Origin of the sequence: Flagellimonas maritima, from assembly GCF_003269425.1 — a bacterium.
Classification (GTDB): Bacteria; Bacteroidota; Bacteroidia; order Flavobacteriales; family Flavobacteriaceae; genus Flagellimonas; species Flagellimonas maritima.
This window is the reverse complement of record NZ_CP030104.1, coordinates 2,108,531-2,132,038: the sequence shown is the minus strand read 5'-3', so window position 1 is coordinate 2,132,038 and position 23,508 is coordinate 2,108,531. Positions and strand designations below refer to the sequence as shown.

At 43.0% G+C, this 23,508-nt stretch carries 9 protein-coding genes; 4 read left to right on the top strand and 5 right to left on the bottom strand.

The genetic code is table 11. The features are described from left to right. Nucleotides 1-6: 6 nt before the first annotated feature. The 5 genes from HME9304_RS09480 to HME9304_RS09460 all read right to left on the bottom strand — a co-directional run bounded on the left by HME9304_RS09480 (nt 7) and on the right by HME9304_RS09460 (nt 10,393). Nucleotides 7-1,386, bottom strand: coding sequence for a glucoamylase family protein (locus tag HME9304_RS09480; RefSeq protein WP_112378365.1), 1,380 nt, complete (start codon nt 1,384-1,386; stop codon nt 7-9). A 63-nt stretch (nt 1,387-1,449) separates the two neighbouring features. Next, a complete protein-coding gene (locus tag HME9304_RS09475; protein ID WP_112378364.1) occupies nt 1,450-2,817 on the bottom strand; it encodes a glucoamylase family protein in 1,368 nt (455 codons plus the stop codon). A 1-nt stretch (nt 2,818) separates the two neighbouring features. Further along, nucleotides 2,819-4,243: a RagB/SusD family nutrient uptake outer membrane protein gene (locus tag HME9304_RS09470; protein WP_112378363.1), complete on the bottom strand. Its 1,425-nt coding sequence runs from the start codon at nt 4,241-4,243 to the stop codon at nt 2,819-2,821. 17 nt (nt 4,244-4,260) lie between these two features. Beyond that, nucleotides 4,261-7,335, bottom strand: a complete 3,075-nt coding sequence (locus HME9304_RS09465) for a SusC/RagA family TonB-linked outer membrane protein (RefSeq protein ID WP_239023233.1) — start codon at nt 7,333-7,335, stop codon at nt 4,261-4,263. 274 nt (nt 7,336-7,609) lie between these two features. Continuing rightward, nucleotides 7,610-10,393, bottom strand: a complete 2,784-nt coding sequence (locus tag HME9304_RS09460; RefSeq protein WP_239023231.1) for a Two component regulator three Y domain-containing protein — start codon at nt 10,391-10,393, stop codon at nt 7,610-7,612. An 818-nt stretch (nt 10,394-11,211) separates the two neighbouring features. Here HME9304_RS09460 and HME9304_RS09455 point away from each other — a divergent pair. From HME9304_RS09455 to HME9304_RS09440, 4 genes are all read left to right on the top strand, one after another. Continuing rightward, the gene (locus HME9304_RS09455) at nt 11,212-13,359 is read left to right on the top strand and encodes a DUF5723 family protein (RefSeq protein ID WP_112378360.1); all 2,148 of its coding nucleotides are present in this window, start codon (nt 11,212-11,214) and stop codon (nt 13,357-13,359) included. Between the two features lie 338 nt (nt 13,360-13,697). Beyond that, nucleotides 13,698-21,239, top strand: coding sequence for a T9SS type B sorting domain-containing protein (locus HME9304_RS09450; RefSeq protein WP_164674826.1), 7,542 nt, complete (start codon nt 13,698-13,700; stop codon nt 21,237-21,239). A gap of 3 nt (nt 21,240-21,242) precedes the next feature. After that, entirely contained in the window at nt 21,243-22,211 is a 969-nt protein-coding gene (locus tag HME9304_RS09445) for a PorP/SprF family type IX secretion system membrane protein (RefSeq protein WP_112378358.1), read from the top strand. A 20-nt stretch (nt 22,212-22,231) separates the two neighbouring features. Next, nucleotides 22,232-23,245, top strand: a complete 1,014-nt coding sequence (locus tag HME9304_RS09440; protein WP_112378357.1) for a dienelactone hydrolase family protein — start codon at nt 22,232-22,234, stop codon at nt 23,243-23,245. Nucleotides 23,246-23,508: the final 263 nt, after the last annotated feature.

Genomic DNA, 23,508 nt, shown 5'->3' with positions numbered 1-23,508 from the left:
ATCTTTTTAATAGGTAAAACCAAGTTTGTCCAATCCATTTTTGACATCTTCGTTCTGCATAAACAAATTCCATAAAAGGCCTGTCCTGTAGTTTTCAATCATAACAATCTGTGGTCCCTGATCGATTGCCAAGTATGCATCGGCAACCCAATAATTAGCTTGTGGACTATAGGCATCGTAGAATCCTGCCGGTCCCAGAAGCCTATCTTTTAACCTGTAGAATGTTTGCATTGCCATCAGGGATTCTTCCGGAGTGTACGGGATTGAACTTATGGCCGCTGTTGGAGAAATTACGCCACGGTCATTAACGGGACTGTGTGCTGCATATCCTATGCTTCCATCATCATTTCTGGTATAGCTGGCCGTTAGCCCCCATGTTTCCGGTCCATAATCACGATACCCCAAAGGATTCTCAACGCAGTATTGATAATTAATTTTGGTATGGTTCATAGCAACTGCCCCATAATCTGCATAGGCATCGGAGAGGCCGTTCGGGTTTAATCCCAAATAGGAATAATGCGCCCAAAAAAGAGGGCCTCCAAATTGTGGAGAGCCGGGATGATTCACCAAAATAGGTATGTCATATTGGACATTGGACGAAACAATACCTCCGTTCGATGCCCAACCGTTATCGTAGACTTCTTTTTCGATGCTATAATCTGGTGATGCTGCAGCAAGAACATAGGTAATCAAGGTTTCATTATATCCTTTTAGCTGGAGATTTATGTCAAATTCGTTTTGGGGACTCCAATGCCAATACAGAACATTTTGACTTTGTGTATACCAGTTCCACTCTACTCCCTTCCAGAGCTCATCCACTTTTTGCGATAATAACACCTCATCTTCGTTTCCATTTTTGAAATATTCCTTTACACATATTAGCCCTTGAACCAAGAATGCTGTTTCCACCAAGTCTCCCCCATCATCTAAAGGACTGAACGGAATCACTTTTCCAGTACTTCCGTTCACCCAATGTGACCATGCTCCACGGAACCTATCCGCTGTTTCCAAAAAGTTCACAATTTGCTGTAATCGTTGAAGTCCCTCCTCCCTGCCGATGAAGTTTCTTTCTATCCCTACCAAAATCGACATCAATCCAAAACCTGTTCCTCCAATAGCGACCGTACCTTCACCCAAACCAGGTTCAGATGGGTGGTAGCGTTCTCTTGCGGCACCAGAAGCGGTATCGGCAAAATCCCAGAAATATTTAAAAGTGCTTTCTTGGACCAAATCCATTAGCTCTTCATCGGGTAAAGGCTCCGGTTCCACTATAGGACCGATAGGGTCAATAGGTGGTTCAACAGGGTCTATCCCTTCAGTTTCCCCATTGCTAGAGCATCCACAAAATATGATAAGAGAACACAGTATATATAACCTTTTTATCATTTCTTACTATACTTTCCCTTGTCTGGGTTTTAAAAAAATTATTTAATCGTTGATTCGATAGATTTAGGGCGATGTAACAAAATCCAATTTTTTTAAACCGTTCCGTACATCATCGTTTTCCATAAAAAGATTCCATAAAAGTCCTGTTCTATGGTTTTCAATCATAACGGGAATTGGGCCTTGGTCAATGGCCAAATATCTCGGCACATACCAATCTTTTTCCAAACTAAATGCATCGTAAGGGCCATATTTTCCGATCAGGGAATCTTGTTCTTCATACATAAACCTTAAAAAGCGTAGACTTTCGTCAGGTGTATATGGCATCGATGAGAGTGCCGCTGTAGGTGAAATTACACTAATGTCCTTATCAGGTCTATGTGACGTGTAACCTTTTATAGAATAGCTAGAGGTAAGCCCCCAACACTTTTTCCCATAACCTTTAAAATTATTTGGATTTTCAACACTGTGTTTGTAGTGTATGAGTGCATGGTTTTGATTTAATTTCCAATAATCAGCATATTGGTCTTTCAATCCTTTTGGATTTAATCCCAAATGAGAGTAATGTGCCCAAAAAAGTGGTCCTACAGGTGAATTTCCCCCAGAATAATGATTCAACTCTGTTTCTAGGCCATAATATGTTGTGTCTTGCATGATGTCTCCATTTCTTGCCCAACCTTCCGTGTAAACTTCTTTTTTGACAGGATTTGTAGGGGATGAAGCGGCCAAAACATACATGATAAGCGCTTCATTATAGCCTTTGACACCAAAATTCATTTTCCACTCATAGTTGGGAGACCAATGCCAATAGAGTATATTTTCTCCTCTTCTGGTATACCAGTCCCACTCTACTTCTTCCCAGAGTTTTTGAATTTTTGCCGCTAGTTGCTTTTCTCTATCATTGCCCTCTTGAAAATATTCTTTAACGGTCAACAGTCCTTGAATTAGAAAAGCGGTTTCTACCAAATCCCCACCATCATCATGTTTGCTGAAAGGTGCTGTCTTTCCCGTTGGCATAAGCCAGTGTGGCCAAGCTCCATGAAAGCGATCCGCTTTTGCAAGAAAGCTAACAGCTTTTTCGTAACGTTCCAAAGCTTGTTCCCGAGTTATAAAGCCTCTTTCCACGCCAACTAAAATCGTCATTAGTCCAAATCCCGAACCGCCAATGGTCACGATATCCTTATCATGTTCTGGATATATATTGTCCATGTGTATTCTTTCGCGAGCAAGTCCTGATACTGGTTCGGCACCTTCCCAGAAGTAATTGAAGGTCTGTTGCTGCACTTTATCCATCAACTCCTTATCAGAGTAAGAGGTGTTTGTAGTGGTACTCTTAGTGATATTTTTTTTAGTTTTCGGGCCATTGCACCCCGCTACTAAAGATGCAACAGCCGAAAAAACTAAAACTAACTTAACTACTAATTTGTCCACCATTTTACCAACCAGGGTTTTGGGTCATATCTGGGGTTTGAATCAATTGATCGTTTGGTATTGGGTAAAGTTCATGCTTACCTACTTCAAAAGGTTTTCCATGTGCGGTCATTACTTCTGCTGCCCTTCCTTGTCGTAAAAGATCGTACCAGCGGTCATGCTCCATTGCCAATTCCAATCTACGTTCTTTCCAAATGGCTTGGCGCAATGCTGATTGGTCGGTAGTAGTCACATCGGGTAAATTTACCCTGCTTCTGACCCTGTTCAAAGGCGCCAATGCATCTGATGATTGTGTTAGCTCATTCAAAGCTTCTGCACGAATCAATAATATTTCCGCAAAGCGAAGGATTCTTATATTTTTATCACCATCTCCCTGCCCTGCATTGGCACTGGAATATGCTTTTTCATTATATCTTGGATTTTCTACTGCTGGGTCGATTATACGACCATCAAATAAAACTTCTCCTGCAAAAATAATTGTCGCGTCACGACGAATATCATCGCCTTCATCATTGAATGCATTCAACAAATCTTCTGATGGGGTATTAAATCCCCAACCAAATCCACCAGCACCTCTAGCGCCTTGGGTAGACGAATACTGTTGTATACCATGCGCAACGATTTCACCCCTGCCCTGCAGTTCAAAAATAGATTCGATTCCGTTTTCGGTAGAAGCCCTCCAAACCGTTGCATAATCTGGTTCAAGGTCATATTCTCCAGAGTTGATGACGTTATTTGCCATATCTGCAGCTTCTTGCCACTTTTCTTGATAGAGATACACTTTTGCCAATAGTGCTTGCGCCGCGCCTTGTGTCGCCCTTCCCAAATCTGAAGCGGCATACTCACTTTTTAGGGGCAAATCGGCAATTGCTTCTGTAAGATCCTGTTCTATATAAGCATAAACTTCGGATACTGGTGCTCTTTCTATTAAGTTGATATGCTGCAAAGGTATATCACCGAAAGAACGTACCAGCCAAAAATAATTCAACGCTCTCAAGAATTTGCACTCGGCAATCAATCGTGCTCTTAAATTATTATCAATAGGTTCAAATTCTTCGGTAAATTCAATTGCTAGTGCAGCTCTACCAATGGTTTTGTACCATTGTGTCCACATGGACCTTACGGATGGTGTCGACACATTGTGCGTAAGGCCGTCAAGTAGGTTTTTGTCCGTTCCTGTGTCTGTAGGTGCACTTCCCTTATCTGCATTATCTGAAATTATTTCAGTGATGCCCAAAAAGGAAAAAGCATAGGAAAAATCTGTATGCCTACCATACACTCCCGTAACAAATTGCACAGGTTGAAAATCTTCTCCACTTTCTTCCGCGGTCGGATTTACAACTTCCACTTCTTCAACAAAGTCATCACAGGCAATTAAGCCCATTAAAGCCAAAAGGCCGATACATGTGATATTTATATATGTTTTCATATCAGTTTTTTATCAAATTATATTTGTAGATTAAGTCCCATTATAAATGTTCTCGTGGTAGGGTAGGCAGAAAGTTCAATCCCTGCTTCTTCTCTAGGAACACCGTTTCGGTTTATCTCTGGTGTAAAACCAGAGTAATTTGTGAACATGAACGGGTTTTGGGCAGTCATATATATCCTGGCCCTATTTAAAAACCCAAGACCTTGAATGGTATATCCTAAAGTGATATTATTTATCCTAAAGAAATCCCCGTCTTCCAACCAATATGATGATGCAAAAGCATCACGTTCGGCTCCTGGAGCAGAATTTGTAGAACCTTCTCCAGTCCATCGATTGTTAAAGGTTTCTACGGTAATATTTTCTCCGCCCAATCTGGTATTTGCCAAACCGTTGTAAATTTTATTCCCTCCAACACCAAATCCATCGATACTAAAATCAAATTGTTTGTAATTGGCACCAATGCTTACTCCATAATTGAATGTTGGTATGTAAGAGCCAAAGAATTTTTTATCCCTATCGTCGATTACACCATCATCATTTTGATCTTTGTAGCGTAAATGTCCTGGTAGAGGATTGCCAAATGCCGGGTTATTGTCGATTTCCTCTTGTGTCTGCCAAACTCCATCAGCCTCGAACAACCACCATGCAAAAATAGGCTGCCCATCTTGAAGCCTTTTGGTAATTTCTCCGTTGGCAAGCCCACCACCTGTTTCACCATCAAAACCTTCTATGACATTCTCTACTCTGTTTTTGTTTGTAGAAAAGTTGACACTAACGTTATAACTGAAATCATCGTTTACCTGGTCTCTCCAATTCAACAAACCTTCCACTCCAGTATTTGATACTTCGGCAGCTTGAGCCAAGAAATTTCCTTCGGCTTGTGAATTCAGTATGTTTTGAACGTTGATAATGGCATTTGTGTTTCTTCTGTTATAATAGGCAAATGTTCCTGATAGCTTTCTATCCAACAGCGCAAAATCCAATCCTGCCTCGACCTCTTCCGTAACCTCCCATTGTAAGGGGAGTACGGGACTACCAAATGAAGCCCCAAAGACCAAGTCCTGATTTGGTCCGAAGACATAATTTTGATTCCCTGATGCCTGCGCGGTATTTACTTGCTGTATATTAAATGGGACATTCGCATTTCCCAATTGTCCCCATCCAGCAAAAACCTTCAAAAAGTCCAATGTTTTGTTCTCTTTTAAAAAGTTTTCTTCAGAAATAGTCCAACCCACACTCACCGCAGGAAAACTATCAAAGAAGTTTTCCCCCGTAACAAAATCGCTTGTACCGTCCCTTCTAATCACTCCTCTAACAAAGTATTTCTCTGCAAAATCATATTCCACTCTTGCAAAATAAGATTGGAGGTTGGTGGATTGGTCGATTTCCTGTTCTACGGTGTTGTCAAAAAATGCAGAGGTTCTTCTTCCTAAATTACGTAATCTTGGTTCTTCAAAAACATCAAAAGCTTCAGCAGTAATTTGTTCTCTAGCGCCAAAATTCTCTCTGCTCAAGCCTGCTGTAGCTGATAAATTGTGTTTGCCAAAAGATTCTGTGTAGGTAAGAAAGCCTTCTAAATTCCATCTAAAGAATTGAATATCCCTAACGTTAAAGCGATTGTTTGCGAACTCCGTGGAAACAACACCGTCATCGTCAGGGTCTGACCTACCAATTTCAAATTCTTCTTCTGTTCTTCTTGGATCTGCATTTAACCATATATCCCTTCTAGGTTCGTATTGGTTTCTTTTAGAAAAAAACTGCGTTGCACCAAAACGACCTGTAGCTGTTAAATTTTTTGTGATGTCTACTTCAGTCGCTATTTGGCCTTGGATAGTAGTTGTATTAATATTTTCATCATTAAAGAATGTCTGCGCTACAGGATTGCCAGCATTAATCAATCTCCCTACTGACTCTCCTTCGTTCGCCTCAAAACCCACAATACCGGTGTCTTGGTTTACAAAAGGTTGACCAAACCTACCGTTATCGTAAAAAACAGGTACTAGCGGAGACTGTCTGTAAGCACCATTGAACGCGCCAAAAGGCTTTGGGGATTCATTGGTGTAGGTCAAATTTAAATTGGGTGTAATACGCACCTTATCGTCAAATAAGTGGAATGTGTTATTGGTTCTTATACTTCCCCTGCTGTATTTATTATCTGGTATAATACCTTCCTCCTCATAATAATTATAGCTCATAAAATAATCTATGGTTTCTGTTGCTCCAGAAACCGAGAAGTTGTTACTGGTCAAACTCCCCGTTTGTAACAATTCATCATACCAGTCCGTGTCATATTGCTGATTCTCTTGCAGCAAAAAACCGCCTACGGCTGAGCTTTCTTCATTAAAATAGTCTATGTACTGAGATGCATTGGCCATGTCAACTCGGTTAAGCACGGTTCGCATACCATAGAATGTATCAAAATTGAACGACGCCTTGCCCTTTTTTCCCTTTTTTGTAGAAATCAAGATTACCCCATTGGCCGCCCTAATTCCATAAATGTTCGCATAGGAAGCCCCTTTAAGAAATTCTATGGATTCAATATCTGTTGGGTTAATACTTCTTATGTCTTGCAAAGGTTGTCCATCTACAACATAAAAAGGTTCTCTGCCGGCTTGAGCCGTGCCCAGTCCCCTAACAATTACAGTAGGCGTCGCGCCAGGTGCATCATTAGCAACAATATTTACACCCGCAACTTTACCTTGAATTGCCTGTGCTGCAGTTAAGGCAGGTTGTTTGGCAATCTCCTCTGCCTTGACCGAAACTACGGCTCCCGTGATACTGGCTCTTTTTTGCTTTCCATAGCCAACTACCACGACTTCATCCAATAGTTGTGAGTCTTCCTGAAGGCTAATATTAATTATGGTTTGGCCATTAACAGAAACTTCCTGTGTACTAAAACCGATGTAGCTGAACACCAATATTCCATCACTTAGAATATCGTTCAGAACATAATTTCCATCAAAATCTGTCTGCACACCGTTTGTCGTACCTTTTGCAATAACATTGGCCCCAGGCAATGGTTGACCTGTGTTATCCAAAACAGTACCCGATACTGTAATGCTGTTCTGCGCAGAAATCACAGTATTCAGCATAAAAAACGAAATTAACAATAACACGCTTTTTGAATTCATAATTCTTTAAAATTTGAGTTAGATTATTGCCAATTTAACAAATAAGATCGCTTGGAGTCATCTATTGAAATACATAACAACTACATCATTAAAATAATGTTTCAAAGTGCCTATTATACTGGGAAAGCTGTAGTGTGAAAACTAAAAATTATTAAAATCTTTAACAAGATGATGTAGTAACGATGTACTCACAAAAATCATGTTTTACTTTAAAAAGTAATATTCAGACTACTAATTAAAATGTGATAAGGAAATTGGAAAGGTTCTCTGAGTTATCGATCTTTAGCTTTTTCCTTAAACGGTAACGATGTATTTCTACACCTCTAATGGTTATGGCCATAAGTGGCGCAATTTCTTTTGTTGAGAGATTCATTTTTAAGTAAGCACATAACTTAAGGTCCTTAGATGTAAGTCTGGGATACTGGGCGAGCAATCGCTCAAAAAAGTCTTCGTGCAATTCCTTAAAGCTTACTTCAAATCTTTTCCAATCTTCCTTGTCCATAACAGAATTGTTCAGCTTTTTTAAAAAGAGCCGATACTTTTGAGAATTGGCGAATTTGTCTTTATCAACAAGAAGCATATTTTTCAGCTCCAACAACATTTCATTTTTTTTGGCTATGTTAAGCGTGGTACTTGCCAATTCATTTTGCTTGAGCTTAATTTCTTTGGCCAACTTCTCTTTCTCCAAAGATGCGAGTCTTTTTTCTTGTTCCTTTTGCATTCTATCTTCCAGCTCTTTTTGTTTTCGCAAAAGTTTTCTTCGATTATACCAACGCACCGAAAAAACTGAACCTATTATTATCCCAATATAAATAGCTATACTAATATTTGAGAGATACCAAGGCGGCGCTATCGTAAATTCAATAGATCTTGAAGGAGATATTTTATTATCCACACCTACTGTTGAAACATTAAATTGATAATCTCCATAACTTAAGTTTTGAAAACTAACAGAACCGTTTTCTACATATTCTGAATAGTTTTGCGGCCCGCTTAGCTCATAGAAGTACCGTGCTTGGATTAATTTTGGCGAAGAAAAATCAATATCTAAAATTCGAGAGTCCTTATAGGTAATATCGAGATTAACTCCATTGATAGCATAGTCGTACTTTTCCGTCTTCAATAAATTTATTTCCGGTACGGGTAAAACTATAGCCTCAAGCTGCCTTTTCTGTTCTGCTATATTGATTTTTCCAAATCCATCGCTTAGTGCTATAAATGACGTAGAATCATTAATTTTTACAATATTGTGAGAATCCGGGACCAATCTTTCCCTTAAATTAAGATCGGTTATTGCCAGACTATCAGATTTCAAATCAGTGTAAATAATCTCTTCCATATCCTCATTGGCAACAAACCAGAAATGGCTTTCATCAAAACTCAGGATTTCATTTCCATTAAAACGTTGGAACTCATCAAATAAATGGATCTCTCCCAGAATTGAATCATATTTATACCAGATTCCTTCTATATTGAAGATAATCTGGTTTTTAATCTTATGAATTTTAACATTGTAATTACTAGGTACATATTCCCCGTTAAATTGTTCAATTTTAGTAACATTTTGGTAGGCATCATCTAAATGAATGCGATAAAAACCTTTGTACGGATGTACGGCCCATAAGATGTTTGTAGATTCAAAACATAACTGTTTGATTGGAAAATTAATTCCCACAACCTTGGTTATCTCCCATTTACCATTTTCTTGGCCTCTATATTTGGCGAGTCCATTGTAAGTTCCCTGAATGTAGGTTTTATTCTGTTCTGGAATTTTGATTATTTCGTATCCTCCTGATACTTCTGATATTTTTTCTAAGCTACCATTGAAAATTCTAAAAGTTCCCGTATTGTGGCCACAAAGTAAATCACCATCAACTATTTCCAAATCCCATACATGGCCTTGGGAACCCTCAATAAATTTTAGTACATCATCCTCAAAATAGAAGACACCTGTGTTGCTCCCCAAATAAAGTCTATCATTGAATATTTTGATGTCGTAAACTGTTCCCAAAGATCCTGAATTGTCCGTATAATAGGTAATTGGGCTGTTCAATTGCACTCTACCAAGACCATTATCAAGACCAAGCCATAATTGATCTTTATATTGGAGCATGGAAAGCAATGTATTGTTCTGCAGACCTGCTTTCTTATTGAGTATTCTAGATTCCATTGTTTGACCATCATATAGGTAAACCCCATTCTTAATGGTCCCAAAGGCTATTTTGCCGTTATCAAGCCTTAATATTTTATTTAATTGATGCTCTTTTAGCTCTTCGTTCAATTTTTTATTCCAAGCTATCAATGTATCGTTCTCAAAAAGATAACAACCATTCAGTTTAGTTCCTACCATTAATTTTCCATCGACCAGCTCCATATCGGTAACCATCTTACCGATTAACTCATCTTGGTTTTTTATTGGAATCAAAGAATTGTCCTTTAATTCAAAAAGACCTTCCTCACTCGCCGCCACAATCATTCTGTCTTTGTACCATATAAAATCCGAAATAACTTCCTTAGGGTCAACGACTTTAATTTCTTCATCTTCATAAATGTATATAGATGAAAAAGACCTGAAGAAAATAGCATTGCCTACCGGTAAAATCTCCCAGAATTCCTCGCTAGTGAATAAATGTTCTTTTATCAAATGTGTTAAAGAAGTGTATTCAAATATTGCGTTCTTTTTTTCCCAATAGCCAAATTCTTCATATGAACCTGTATAAATACGATTTCCAACAGCTAAAACGGATCGTATTATCGTACTGTTTGGCAATTTATTGAGTACCCATCTTTCACCATCATAATAGAGCAACCCTTTATTGTTAGCGACAAAAAGTTCTCCTTTGGAATTCGTGGTCAAGTCCCAATTCTTGCTTCCACCTTGATATTCAAGCAAGTTGTAATTGTAAATTGGGGGCAATAGGTTTTGACCGGATGTAAATAGGGGTAGAAAACATAGAACTAGAAGTAGCAGAAAGTATTGTTTTGAATTTTTGAGCAGTATCATTAGTGTGTTCTCCATATAAAATTAACGCTCAAGATTTTCACCTCTGGCAATCAGGGCTATTAACCATAAATTATAGCTAAAATTAAAGAACTAAGATTAATTGGCAATACTAAAGGACCATAGTTAAAACTTACTAAAATGTAAAAGTCATCTCAAACTGACAATATATAGAGGATAAAATAATTTTTATACTTCTATATATTCAAAATCTGTTTTTAAACATATCTATTTTGCCGATATAAATATTTTAAGATAAGCAAGATCTAAATTCTGACTTTTAGCGAACCGTCAGTCCATAATGCTCATTCGTTAACCCAAAAGGGGCATTCATAAGATGAAGGCCCAATTAAATAATGTGATATACTAGATTTGTATGGTAAGCAAGCGTTAAAATTGAGTTTGGTTTAATTCTTAGTAATGTTTTAACGCTTTTATATAGTAGTACACTTTTTTAGACTGATGATTATAAAAGTGTTTAGTTTAGTTGAGGTTTCCGTTACGCCAAGGAATTTCGTATGAGTTCCTTGGTTGTAATGGATAACGTAAAAATTTAAATATCACCATTAATTTAATCTATAATCTTTCAGAGCGCCATCCCCAATATGGCGCTCTGAATATTGTATGCAAGAACCTTACGACTTTTTAAAATCAATACTTTCTTTTTGACCAAAAAATTTACTCGTCATTTAACGAGTTATGAACCCAATACCCCCATTCATCAATTGAAATGCTATACTCATTCATTTGAAGCTAATGATATCACTTATTTACAGTCTCTTTGTGTTTTGATTTAAGAATGTAGTAATCATGATTCTTTATTAAATTTTGTAAAAATGAAATACAAAAAAATAGCATTGGTATTATTTATGGTTTTCATGGCAAATATGACCATAGCACAATCATACAAAGGGTTTTTAGAGGATAACTATAATGGAGTTCATGGAGTTTTGTCAAATCCTGCAAACATTGCCGATTCGAGGATGAAATTGGATATCAATCTAATTGGTGTCAGTGCATTTTTTGGTAACGATTACATCAAAATAAATTTGGGAGATGCTATTGATGACATAGATAAAGTATTTGACAAAGCAGACCGAACGCCGAGCCAAAGTAATTTCATGGCAAATAACCTTGACATACTTGGCCCTTCTTTTATGTTGAGCTTAAATAAAGAAAATTCAATAGCTATTTATTCCAGAGCCCGTTCATTTTTTAATATCATCAATGTCAATGGTGATTTACTAGATAAAGAAGGCGGTTTTAATGAAGATGAGAGCTTTATTATTGATGAAGGAAGTTTTTCTGGAGCGCTAAATGTATGGACCGAGTTTGGATTGACTTATGCGAGGACATTATTGGATAAAGAACAACATTTTTTGAAAGGTGGTATCACCTTTAAATATTTAATAGGGGCACAGAATGCATATACTCAAGGAGAAAATGTACAGTTGGACTATGATGCCAATACAAGGTCGATAACGACATCGGGGCAATTGACGTATGGCGAATATGATTTCAATACCGGTATTGATTTAGATAATTTCCTTGAATCAAGCAATGCAAGTGGATTTGGATTTGATTTAGGGCTTGTATATGAATGGCGGCCCGAAAACAAAACAACCAATCAATTGGTCAAAGATGGTAATCCTGTTTCCAATAGAGGAATCAATAAATATAAATTGAAGTTTGGTGCATCCATTACCGATATCTCAAAAATCAATAATCGTGATGGCGTAAACGGATTATATGATTTGAACAAAACTCAAAGTATAGATAACTTCGATGGACAAAATTTAGAGGAAGCAATTAGGGGTAATTTTGATTTGATAGGCCCGGAAACCAGTTCTGCAGATTCCCATTTACCTGCTGCCCTACATTCAAATTTAGATTGGAACATCAACTCGTCGTTTTACCTTAACCTTAACACAGATTTGTCACTTGTCAAAGCCAATAAGCTCAACTCAAATAGGATTTTGAACGAAGTATCACTATCTCCCCGTTTTGAAAGTAAATGGTTGAGCATATACTCGCCACTACGTCTGGTACAGGATATTGGTTTTTTGTGGGGAGCTGGTTTAAGGGCAGGTCCTTTATATATTGGTTCAGGTTCGGTATTTAGCGCTTTGATTAGTGATAATAGCCAATCTCTTGATTTCTATGCAGGTCTGAAAGTTCCAATATATCAGAAAACACTAAAGGATAAGGACAATGACGGCATTGAGGACAAATCCGATAATTGCCCTAAGATAGCAGGTCCAATAGAGAACAATGGCTGCCCTTGGGGAGATAAGGATGGTGATGGCGTATTGGACAAAGATGATGATTGCCCAGATATTGCAGGGTCAGAAGAAAATAAAGGCTGTCCATGGAAAGATACTGATAAGGATGGAATTCTAGATAAAGACGATGATTGTCCTAATGTATTTGGCAAACCTGAATTTAACGGATGTCCCGATCAAGACAACGACGGACTAAGGGATCAAGACGATAGATGTCCCGAAATTGCGGGTAAACTGGAAAATAAGGGCTGTCCAGATAGTGATGGTGACTCAATCGTTGATATAGATGACGCATGCCCAACAGTAGCGGGAACAATAGAAAATAATGGTTGCCCAGAAGTTACCGCTGAAGTACAGAAACAATTGAATGATTATGCTAGAACAATTTTGTTCGATACAGGTAAATCCTCTATAAAAACGGAATCCGTTTCCGTGATGGTAGATATTATACAGATTCTAAATGAATATCCCAATGCCAAGTTTACTGTAGAAGGACATACCGATAGCGTAGGCAGCTCTGCAAGCAATCAAAAACTGTCTGAAAGCAGGGCCGATTCTGTTAGAGATTTTCTCATCAACGAAGGAATCAAACAAGATAGGCTTAAAGCAATGGGATATGGAGAAGAAATACCGATAGCTTCGAACAAAACCTCTTTGGGCAGAAAACAAAATAGAAGAGTGGAAATAAACCTGATTAAATAACCATCCGTTAAGGTTTGACAATAGATTAAGAATGAAAGGTTTGGTGTTCTCATAAATTCTTAATGCAAACTGATGGTTTAACCACCAAGATATTTTCTTGGTGGTTTTTTTTGGTAAATACTCACTGAAAATGGTGAAAGAATTTTATTGTTAAAGAAATAAACTTCATTTGTTTTTCTGTTCAATTATGTTTTAGCCGTTAACTCAACTGGCACATTCATCAATTGAAACGTACCGTTGGTTAATCAATAGCTTCCTGTTCAACAACTTATCCTTTACTTTATTATGCTGGATTCTGCTCAGGCAAAATCTGGTTTTGTCCCAAAAAATTTATGCCTATGTCTACACAACTACTCAAGAATCTATTTAATTCAAAAAAAACATTGAAAAGAAAAAGCCATCCAGCTATAAATATTCTGAGGAGAATATTTACACTGGTATCATTTATATCTCTATTTATTCTATGCACGTTTCAAACTAATGCCCAACAATTGGATACATGGTTTACTGCAGATAGAGCAGTAAATTCCGAACCTCTACCTACTCCTGGCCAGCTTCAACTATTCACGCCATACGCTCCTGCAGATGGCACTCCAGTAAATATATGGTACGACTTTGTAGATTTTACCGCACAAGATGGTGTTCCACATCCTGCACCTGCAGATTATCCTGCCGCGCCTCCAACTGGTTTTGATTATCCTTTCGGTCCAGGATTTCTTTCACCAGCTGGTTCTATAGCTGGAATACCAACACTCCGTAGAAACCGAATGAACTTCAACCCGGCTGTTGAATTTGATGGGAGTGGAGATGGAGAAGCATTGCATTTTCGTTCAAATTCCAGAAATAACATCACAGTAATTGTTGTTTTCGAAGGTCTAGGAGCAGGAAATTCGGCTGAAACACAACGCCTTTTATTTGGTGGCGATGTTGACACACACCTTAGTGGCAGAACTAATATTTCGTTAGGCCTGTCAAATGGAAATCGTTTTTCTGTGGGTAGGACCTGGCTTGGAGATGGTGGTGGATTCTTTGAATCTGGCAACATAGATTTACTGGGAAGTCCTACTATCGGAGTATTTACGCGAAATGTTATAGGCTTTGAAGAAGAACGCTTGATTACTAAAGTTAATGGGATTCCAGATATAGCTACAGATAGAAGTGATATTACTGCAGATCAAGAATTATTCTATTTCAATAGACTGGGAAAACATTTTAATAGCAATGACTCCAATCGAAACTTTAGTGGTGACATTGCTGAAGTTCTTTTTTTTGATGGTGTTTTTCCAGAAGCTACCTACGTTCAAAGAGCAGAAAGTTACTTGGCAATTAAATATGGAATAACTCTAAATGGAGCGGGGGCTTTGGGAAGCATTGCCGGAAATACCTCTTATAATTATCTGGCAGCTGATGGAACAGTGATATGGCAGGCTATGCCCTCGCCTTATATCTATGATATTGCTGGGATTGGTAAAGATAGATTTGCAGATTTGGATGGAGGCATTCCAAACAATAGCTCAGATGACAGAAAATTACGTTACAACCTACACCAACGTATTTCCAAAAGCGTAAATACAGAAGCCATTGTAACCGTCTCAACCAACTCAAATTTTGGTAATGATAATCTAGATGACACAAGAACACCAGTTGACACAGGTGTTTCAGCATTTTCTACTCGGCACAACTATCTGGTCTGGGGCAATGACCATGCAAGTTTATCAGAGACAGTTGTTGAACTTCCTTTATCTGGAGATGTGGATTCAAGAATTTCAAGGGAGTGGAAGGTACAGATGTCGAATTCTGCTGGATTAAGTCCTATTCCAAATGTAAGTGTCAGTGTTGACCTTTCAGGCTCGGACATTTTAGCAAACGATGCATGTGCAATACATTTAATGATAGATACTGATGGAGATGGTGACTTTACAACGGGACCCATAACTTACATAACTGCTACAAGTATTATAGGTACGAATGCATTTTTTGATAATGTAAATTTTGAAGACGAAGATGTTTTTAGTATAGCCTACGGAGATTTTACACCTCCAACTGCAAGCAATCCAGCATCAATTGATGTATGTGATACAGTACCAGCTCCAGACCCAGACGTTGTTATTGATGAAGCTGACAATTGTGCTGTAGATACTGTAGTACATTTAAATGATGTATCAAATGGGGGTTCGAATCCAGAAATAATAACCCGTACCTACCGAATAACCGACACTTCTGGCAATTTTATAGATGTAGAACAAACGATAAATGTATATACCTCCCCAAACATCACCGACTTAGCCGACCCCACTGCCTGTGATTCCTATACTCTTCCCCCTATCTCAGGCTCCAACCTAACGGGCAACGAAGCATACTTTTCAGAATCGGGGGGCATGGGAACCCAGTACAATGAAGACGACGTACTCACAGCTTCTGGAACCTATTACATCTACGACGAGACGGGTACCACGCCGAACTGCTCTGACGAGGAGAGTTTTATTCTGACTATAATCTCCACCCCCACCGTGAGCGTAACCGCATCCAGCGACCCCACCACCTGTGGCGGAAGCGACGGCTCCATAGCCCTGCAGTTCACCGACGTGCCACCGGGCAACTATACCATAACCTATTTCGACGGGGCAGCGGACCAGGACATCCTTAACGTGCCCGTGGCGGCCGACAGCGCAACCCTCACGGGACTCAGCGCAGGGACCTACGAGGACATCAGGATCACCGTGTCGGGCTGCGCATCCGCAGCCGACGGGCCGGACGTGACCCTATCAGACCCCGAGACCCCCACCGTGAGCGTAACCGCATCCAGCGACCCCACCACCTGTGGCGGAAGCGACGGCTCCATAGCCCTGCAGTTCACCGACGTGCCACCGGGCAACTATACCATAACCTATTTCGACGGGGCAGCGGACCAGGACATCCTTAACGTGCCCGTGGCGGCCGACAGCGCAACCCTCACGGGACTCAGCGCAGGGACCTACGAGGACATCAGGATCACCGTGTCGGGCTGCGCATCCGCAGCCGACGGGCCGGACGTGACCCTATCAGACCCCGAGACCCCCACCGTGAGCGTAACCGCATCCAGCGACCCCACCACCTGTGGCGGAAGCGACGGCTCCATAGCCCTGCAGTTCACCGACGTGCCACCGGGCAACTATACCATAACCTATTTCGACGGGGCAGCGGACCAGGACATCCTTAACGTGCCCGTGGCGGCCGACAGCGCAACCCTCACGGGACTCAGCGCAGGGACCTACGAGGACATCAGGATCACCGTGTCGGGCTGCGCATCCGCAGCCGACGGGCCGGACGTGACCCTATCAGACCCCGAGACCCCCACCGTGAGCGTAACCGCATCCAGCGACCCCACCACCTGTGGCGGAAGCGACGGCTCCATAGCCCTGCAGTTCACCGACGTGCCACCGGGCAACTATACCATAACCTATTTCGACGGGGCAGCGGACCAGGACATCCTTAACGTGCCCGTGGCGGCCGACAGCGCAACCCTCACGGGACTCAGCGCAGGGACCTACGAGGACATCAGGATCACCGTGTCGGGCTGCGCATCCGCAGCCGACGGGCCGGACGTGACCCTATCAGACCCCGAGACCCCCACCGTGAGCGTAACCGCATCCAGCGACCCCACCACCTGTGGCGGAAGCGACGGCTCCATAGCCCTGCAGTTCACCGACGTGCCACCGGGCAACTATACCATAACCTATTTCGACGGGGCAGCGGACCAGGACATCCTTAACGTGCCCGTGGCGGCCGACAGCGCAACCCTCACGGGACTCAGCGCAGGGACCTACGAGGACATCAGGATCACCGTGTCGGGCTGCGCATCCGCAGCCGACGGGCCGGACGTGACCCTATCAGACCCCGAGACCCCCACCGTGAGCGTAACCGCATCCAGCGACCCCACCACCTGTGGCGGAAGCGACGGCTCCATAGCCCTGCAGTTCACCGACGTGCCACCGGGCAACTATACCATAACCTATTTCGACGGGGCAGCGGACCAGGACATCCTTAACGTGCCCGTGGCGGCCGACAGCGCAACCCTCACGGGACTCAGCGCAGGGACCTACGAGGACATCAGGATCACCGTGTCGGGCTGCGCATCCGCAGCCGACGGGCCGGACGTGACCCTATCAGACCCCGAGACCCCCACCGTGAGCGTAACCGCATCCAGCGACCCCACCACCTGTGGCGGAAGCGACGGCTCCATAGCCCTGCAGTTCACCGACGTGCCACCGGGCAACTATACCATAACCTATTTCGACGGGGCAGCGGACCAGGACATCCTTAACGTGCCCGTGGCGGCCGACAGCGCAACCCTCACGGGACTCAGCGCAGGGACCTACGAGGACATCAGGATCACCGTGTCGGGCTGCGCATCCGCAGCCGACGGGCCGGACGTGACCCTATCAGACCCCGAGACCCCCACCGTGAGCGTAACCGCATCCAGCGACCCCACCACCTGTGGCGGAAGCGACGGCTCCATAGCCCTGCAGTTCACCGACGTGCCACCGGGCAACTATACCATAACCTATTTCGACGGGGCAGCGGACCAGGACATCCTTAACGTGCCCGTGGCGGCCGACAGCGCAACCCTCACGGGACTCAGCGCAGGGACCTACGAGGACATCAGGATCACCGTGTCGGGCTGCGCATCCGCAGCCGACGGGCCGGACGTGACCCTATCAGACCCCGAGACCCCCACCGTGAGCGTAACCGCATCCAGCGACCCCACCACCTGTGGCGGAAGCGACGGCTCCATAGCCCTGCAGTTCACCGACGTGCCACCGGGCAACTATACCATAACCTATTTCGACGGGGCAGCGGACCAGGACATCCTTAACGTGCCCGTGGCGGCCGACAGCGCAACCCTCACGGGACTCAGCGCAGGGACCTACGAGGACATCAGGATCACCGTGTCGGGCTGCGCATCCGCAGCCGACGGGCCGGACGTGACCCTATCAGACCCCGAGACCCCCACCGTGAGCGTAACCGCATCCAGCGACCCCACCACCTGTGGCGGAAGCGACGGCTCCATAGCCCTGCAGTTCACCGACGTGCCACCGGGCAACTATACCATAACCTATTTCGACGGGGCAGCGGACCAGGACATCCTTAACGTGCCCGTGGCGGCCGACAGCGCAACCCTCACGGGACTCAGCGCAGGGACCTACGAGGACATCAGGATCACCGTGTCGGGCTGCGCATCCGCAGCCGACGGGCCGGACGTGACCCTATCAGACCCCGAGACCCCCACCGTGAGCGTAACCGCATCCAGCGACCCCACCACCTGTGGCGGAAGCGACGGCTCCATAGCCCTGCAGTTCACCGACGTGCCACCGGGCAACTATACCATAACCTATTTCGACGGGGCAGCGGACCAGGACATCCTTAACGTGCCCGTGGCGGCCGACAGCGCAACCCTCACGGGACTCAGCGCAGGGACCTACGAGGACATCAGGATCACCGTGTCGGGCTGCGCATCCGCAGCCGACGGGCCGGACGTGACCCTATCAGACCCCGAGACCCCCACCGTGAGCGTAACCGCATCCAGCGACCCCACCACCTGTGGCGGAAGCGACGGCTCCATAGCCCTGCAGTTCACCGACGTGCCACCGGGCAACTATACCATAACCTATTTCGACGGGGCAGCGGACCAGGACATCCTTAACGTGCCCGTGGCGGCCGACAGCGCAACCCTCACGGGACTCAGCGCAGGGACCTACGAGGACATCAGGATCACCGTGTCGGGCTGCGCATCCGCAGCCGACGGGCCGGACGTGACCCTATCAGACCCCGAGACCCCCACCGTGAGCGTAACCGCATCCAGCGACCCCACCACCTGTGGCGGAAGCGACGGCTCCATAGCCCTGCAGTTCACCGACGTGCCACCGGGCAACTATACCATAACCTATTTCGACGGGGCAGCGGACCAGGACATCCTTAACGTGCCCGTGGCGGCCGACAGCGCAACCCTCACGGGACTCAGCGCAGGGACCTACGAGGACATCAGGATCACCGTGTCGGGCTGCGCATCCGCAGCCGACGGGCCGGACGTGACCCTATCAGACCCCGAGACCCCCACCGTGAGCGTAACCGCATCCAGCGACCCCACCACCTGTGGCGGAAGCGACGGCTCCATAGCCCTGCAGTTCACCGACGTGCCACCGGGCAACTATACCATAACCTATTTCGACGGGGCAGCGGACCAGGACATCCTTAACGTGCCCGTGGCGGCCGACAGCGCAACCCTCACGGGACTCAGCGCAGGGACCTACGAGGACATCAGGATCACCGTGTCGGGCTGCGCATCCGCAGCCGACGGGCCGGACGTGACCCTATCAGACCCCGAGACCCCCACCGTGAGCGTAACCGCATCCAGCGACCCCACCACCTGTGGCGGAAGCGACGGCTCCATAGCCCTGCAGTTCACCGACGTGCCACCGGGCAACTATACCATAACCTATTTCGACGGGGCAGCGGACCAGGACATCCTTAACGTGCCCGTGGCGGCCGACAGCGCAACCCTCACGGGACTCAGCGCAGGGACCTACGAGGACATCAGGATCACCGTGTCGGGCTGCGCATCCGCAGCCGACGGGCCGGACGTGACCCTATCAGACCCCGAGACCCCCACCGTGAGCGTAACCGCATCCAGCGACCCCACCACCTGTGGCGGAAGCGACGGCTCCATAGCCCTGCAGTTCACCGACGTGCCACCGGGCAACTATACCATAACCTATTTCGACGGGGCAGCGGACCAGGACATCCTTAACGTGCCCGTGGCGGCCGACAGCGCAACCCTCACGGGACTCAGCGCAGGGACCTACGAGGACATCAGGATCACCGTGTCGGGCTGCGCATCCGCAGCCGACGGGCCGGACGTGACCCTATCAGACCCTGTTTTAAGCATTAGCATTATTACTCAAAACACATTGTGTTTAGACTCTGAAGATGGATCAGTGGATGTTTCGATTACCAATGGAGATGCGCCATATACTGTGCAGTTAAATTCTGGTGCTGATATGATGTTTCAGAACGACAGTTTTACGATAGATAACTTGGCGCCTGGAAATTATGACATCTCCGTAACATCTAATAATGGGTGTTCTTCTGAATCTTCATTTGAGATTTTTATAGAAGGGCCTGATTTGAGTGCTACAATAGATACCGATTATCTATGTAGTGGAAATACTCCGATCAACAGAACCGAGATTTTGTTGGTAGATCAAAGTATTTCATCAGATGTGCTTTATGCTATAGATTCCACAAATCCAGCAGATTTTGTCCTAAGCCCAGTATTTAATGATTTAGCTCCAGGAAGCCACTTTGCTGCTATTCTGCACACGGATGGTTGTCTAAGTACAATTCCTTTTGAAATTGATGAAATCAATCCGTTGGAAATGGTGATAGTGAAGAATAATGAAGCTGAGATAGAAGTAACTGTCTCTGGCGGTTTGCCTCCATATACCTATTTCTATAATGATAACCCAGGTACTTCGCAAAATACATTAACAGCACTGGAAAGTGGAAGCTATGTAGTTAGAGTGGTCGATAGTCTAGGTTGTGAGGTATTTGATACCACATCTGTTGATTTGGTAGATATTGAAATACCAAATTTCTTTACCCCGAACGGTGATGGAAACAATGATTTTTGGGGTCCTAGAAACATAGAGAAACTGCCCAATATTGAAACCTACGTTTTTGATAGATATGGCAGAAAAATTAAAATCATGGGGCAATCCAATAACGGTTGGGACGGTACCTACGAATCCAATCCGTTGCCTTCTGGTGACTATTGGTACACAATACGGTTAAACGATGGCACTGGACGCGAGTATGTTGGAAACTTTACCCTTTATAGATAAAATATGTTAAGAAACTGTTTGATAAAAATTGCAAGTCTGATACTATTGTTGAGTTTTATGCCCCTAAAAGGACAGGAACTTACGGTACCACAGCTTTCCCAATATCTTTCCGACAATCCTTTTCTTATGTCTCCTGCTTATGCTGGAATTGGAAATTATGTAAAGGTAAGAATGACAGGTCTCACACAATGGGTAGGTATAGAGGACGCACCTGATACCCAGTCCCTATCTGCTGATGTCAGATTAGGAAATAGGTCAGGTGCCGGTTTTGTCCTTTACAATGATTCCAATGGAGAAACAAAGCAAAGAGGTGCAAAAATTTCGTTTGCACACCACTTAATTATTGATAGACATGATGATGAGTTTTTCTCGTTTGCCCTTTCTTTCAACCTAAACCAATTTAGGATAGATATTGAAAATTTTGACAATGATGCCATTGATGATTTGGGTATAACGGACGACAGATCTTCCAGTAATCCCAATTTTGATGTTGGAGGTTTATATAGGAATGGTGGATTTTATATGAGCTTTAATGTAAACAATCTTTTGAATAAGGATTTTGAAAAATTCGATGCATCACTTTTTGAGCCCAATACGCTGAGAAACTATCAGCTGTATTCTGGATACAAGTTCAGAAAGAACAGACGTTCGGATTTTGAGATAGAACCCTCCATTTTTCTACAGTATTTTGAGAACGATGGACGTTCTATCACAGATTTAAACACCAAGTTTAAGTGGTACGATTTTATAGATTATTATTATGCTGGTATTACATACCGTTTCTTAAACGATCAGCTAGGGAAACCCCTATATGTGGGTCCCATGATGGGTTTAAAGAAAGGTGATTTTTATTTTGGCTATTCTTACCAAGTTATATTAAATGAAATATTGGGTTATTCCAGTGGAACACATGTTGTCACAATAGGAATAGACTTGTTTCAGGGAATCTCCAATTGTACATGTACATATTAATTTCTTAAACATTATTGAACATGAAAAAAACTAGAAGAGAAAATTGGTCATTCAGTCTATATGTATTGCTTTTTATGCTCACATTATTTTTGTCATGCGGCAAAGGCGACAATAACTTATTTCCCAGTAACATAAATGATGAAATAACTATTTTACCCAATACTAATGATACAATAGTCTATGTTACGGTTGATAACATCAAAATACCTGTTTACCTTTCAATTCCAGAAGGATGTAATAAAAGTAATTACCCCGCAGTCGTAGTTTTACATGGTTCGGACGGGATGTGGAAAAATCATAATCCTGAGGGCGAAGTGATGTCAGGTCAAAACAATGAATGGAAAGAAATTTTCAATAAAAATTGTATCATTAGCGCATTTGTTGATAGCTATTCTTCAAGAGGTGTTACAACAAGAACAGGAAAATGGACCACAGCTCCCGATAATTTTAAAATAAGTTCTCAGTTCATTCGACCGAGAGATGCATACGCAACATTATCCCTACTTAGAAATCTAAAGTTCAGCAATGGTAAAAATATGGTGAGGCCTAAAGATATTGGACTTTTAGGCTTTTCCGATGGAGCAACTGCAGTTGCTTCAACACTATATGACACTAAATCTACACCGTCTAGTTGGGAATGGAAGCAAAAATTTGATGGAAAAGAGTACAATACTTCTTCCGGTGTCAAAGCGCCACCGAATATACCATCAGAAGGTGGTTTCGCAGGAGGGGTTTTTTATTACGGAGGTTCAGGTGGTTTTGACTTTTGGGGAAATAATGCTTGTGGCAGTAATGCACTTGAAGGAAATATCTATACCCCCTATGCCCCAATACTATATCAATTGCCTAGTGATGGATACCTTACAGAAAATAGTTTATGCCTCGTTGATCTACTTAAGAAAAAAGGAAAACAAGTTGATCTAAATATTTATGAAAATGTTGGCCATGGCTTTGATTTTGAAGACATTGTGCAGAGCACTATAGCAAGAAATAACACTATAAATTGGTTTAAAAAAATATTGAATATGGAATAAAATTAAATCTGACCAAGTAAAATCAACCTTCAGTTAAGTTGTTCGTTTTGTATTATTATAAATATACCCCTCTAATAAGAAGGTGTTAATCTCCCCTTCTCAAAATACAAACTGGTTTTTACCAACTGCCAAGTAATTAGAACACACTAACTCAATCGCTTTAAATGTGGTATATAGAAATTAATATCACCTTAAAGTTAAATCATCCTCCAAAATAAATAAAATCAATAGCAGGTTCTTAAAAGAACCAAATTTAAACACAC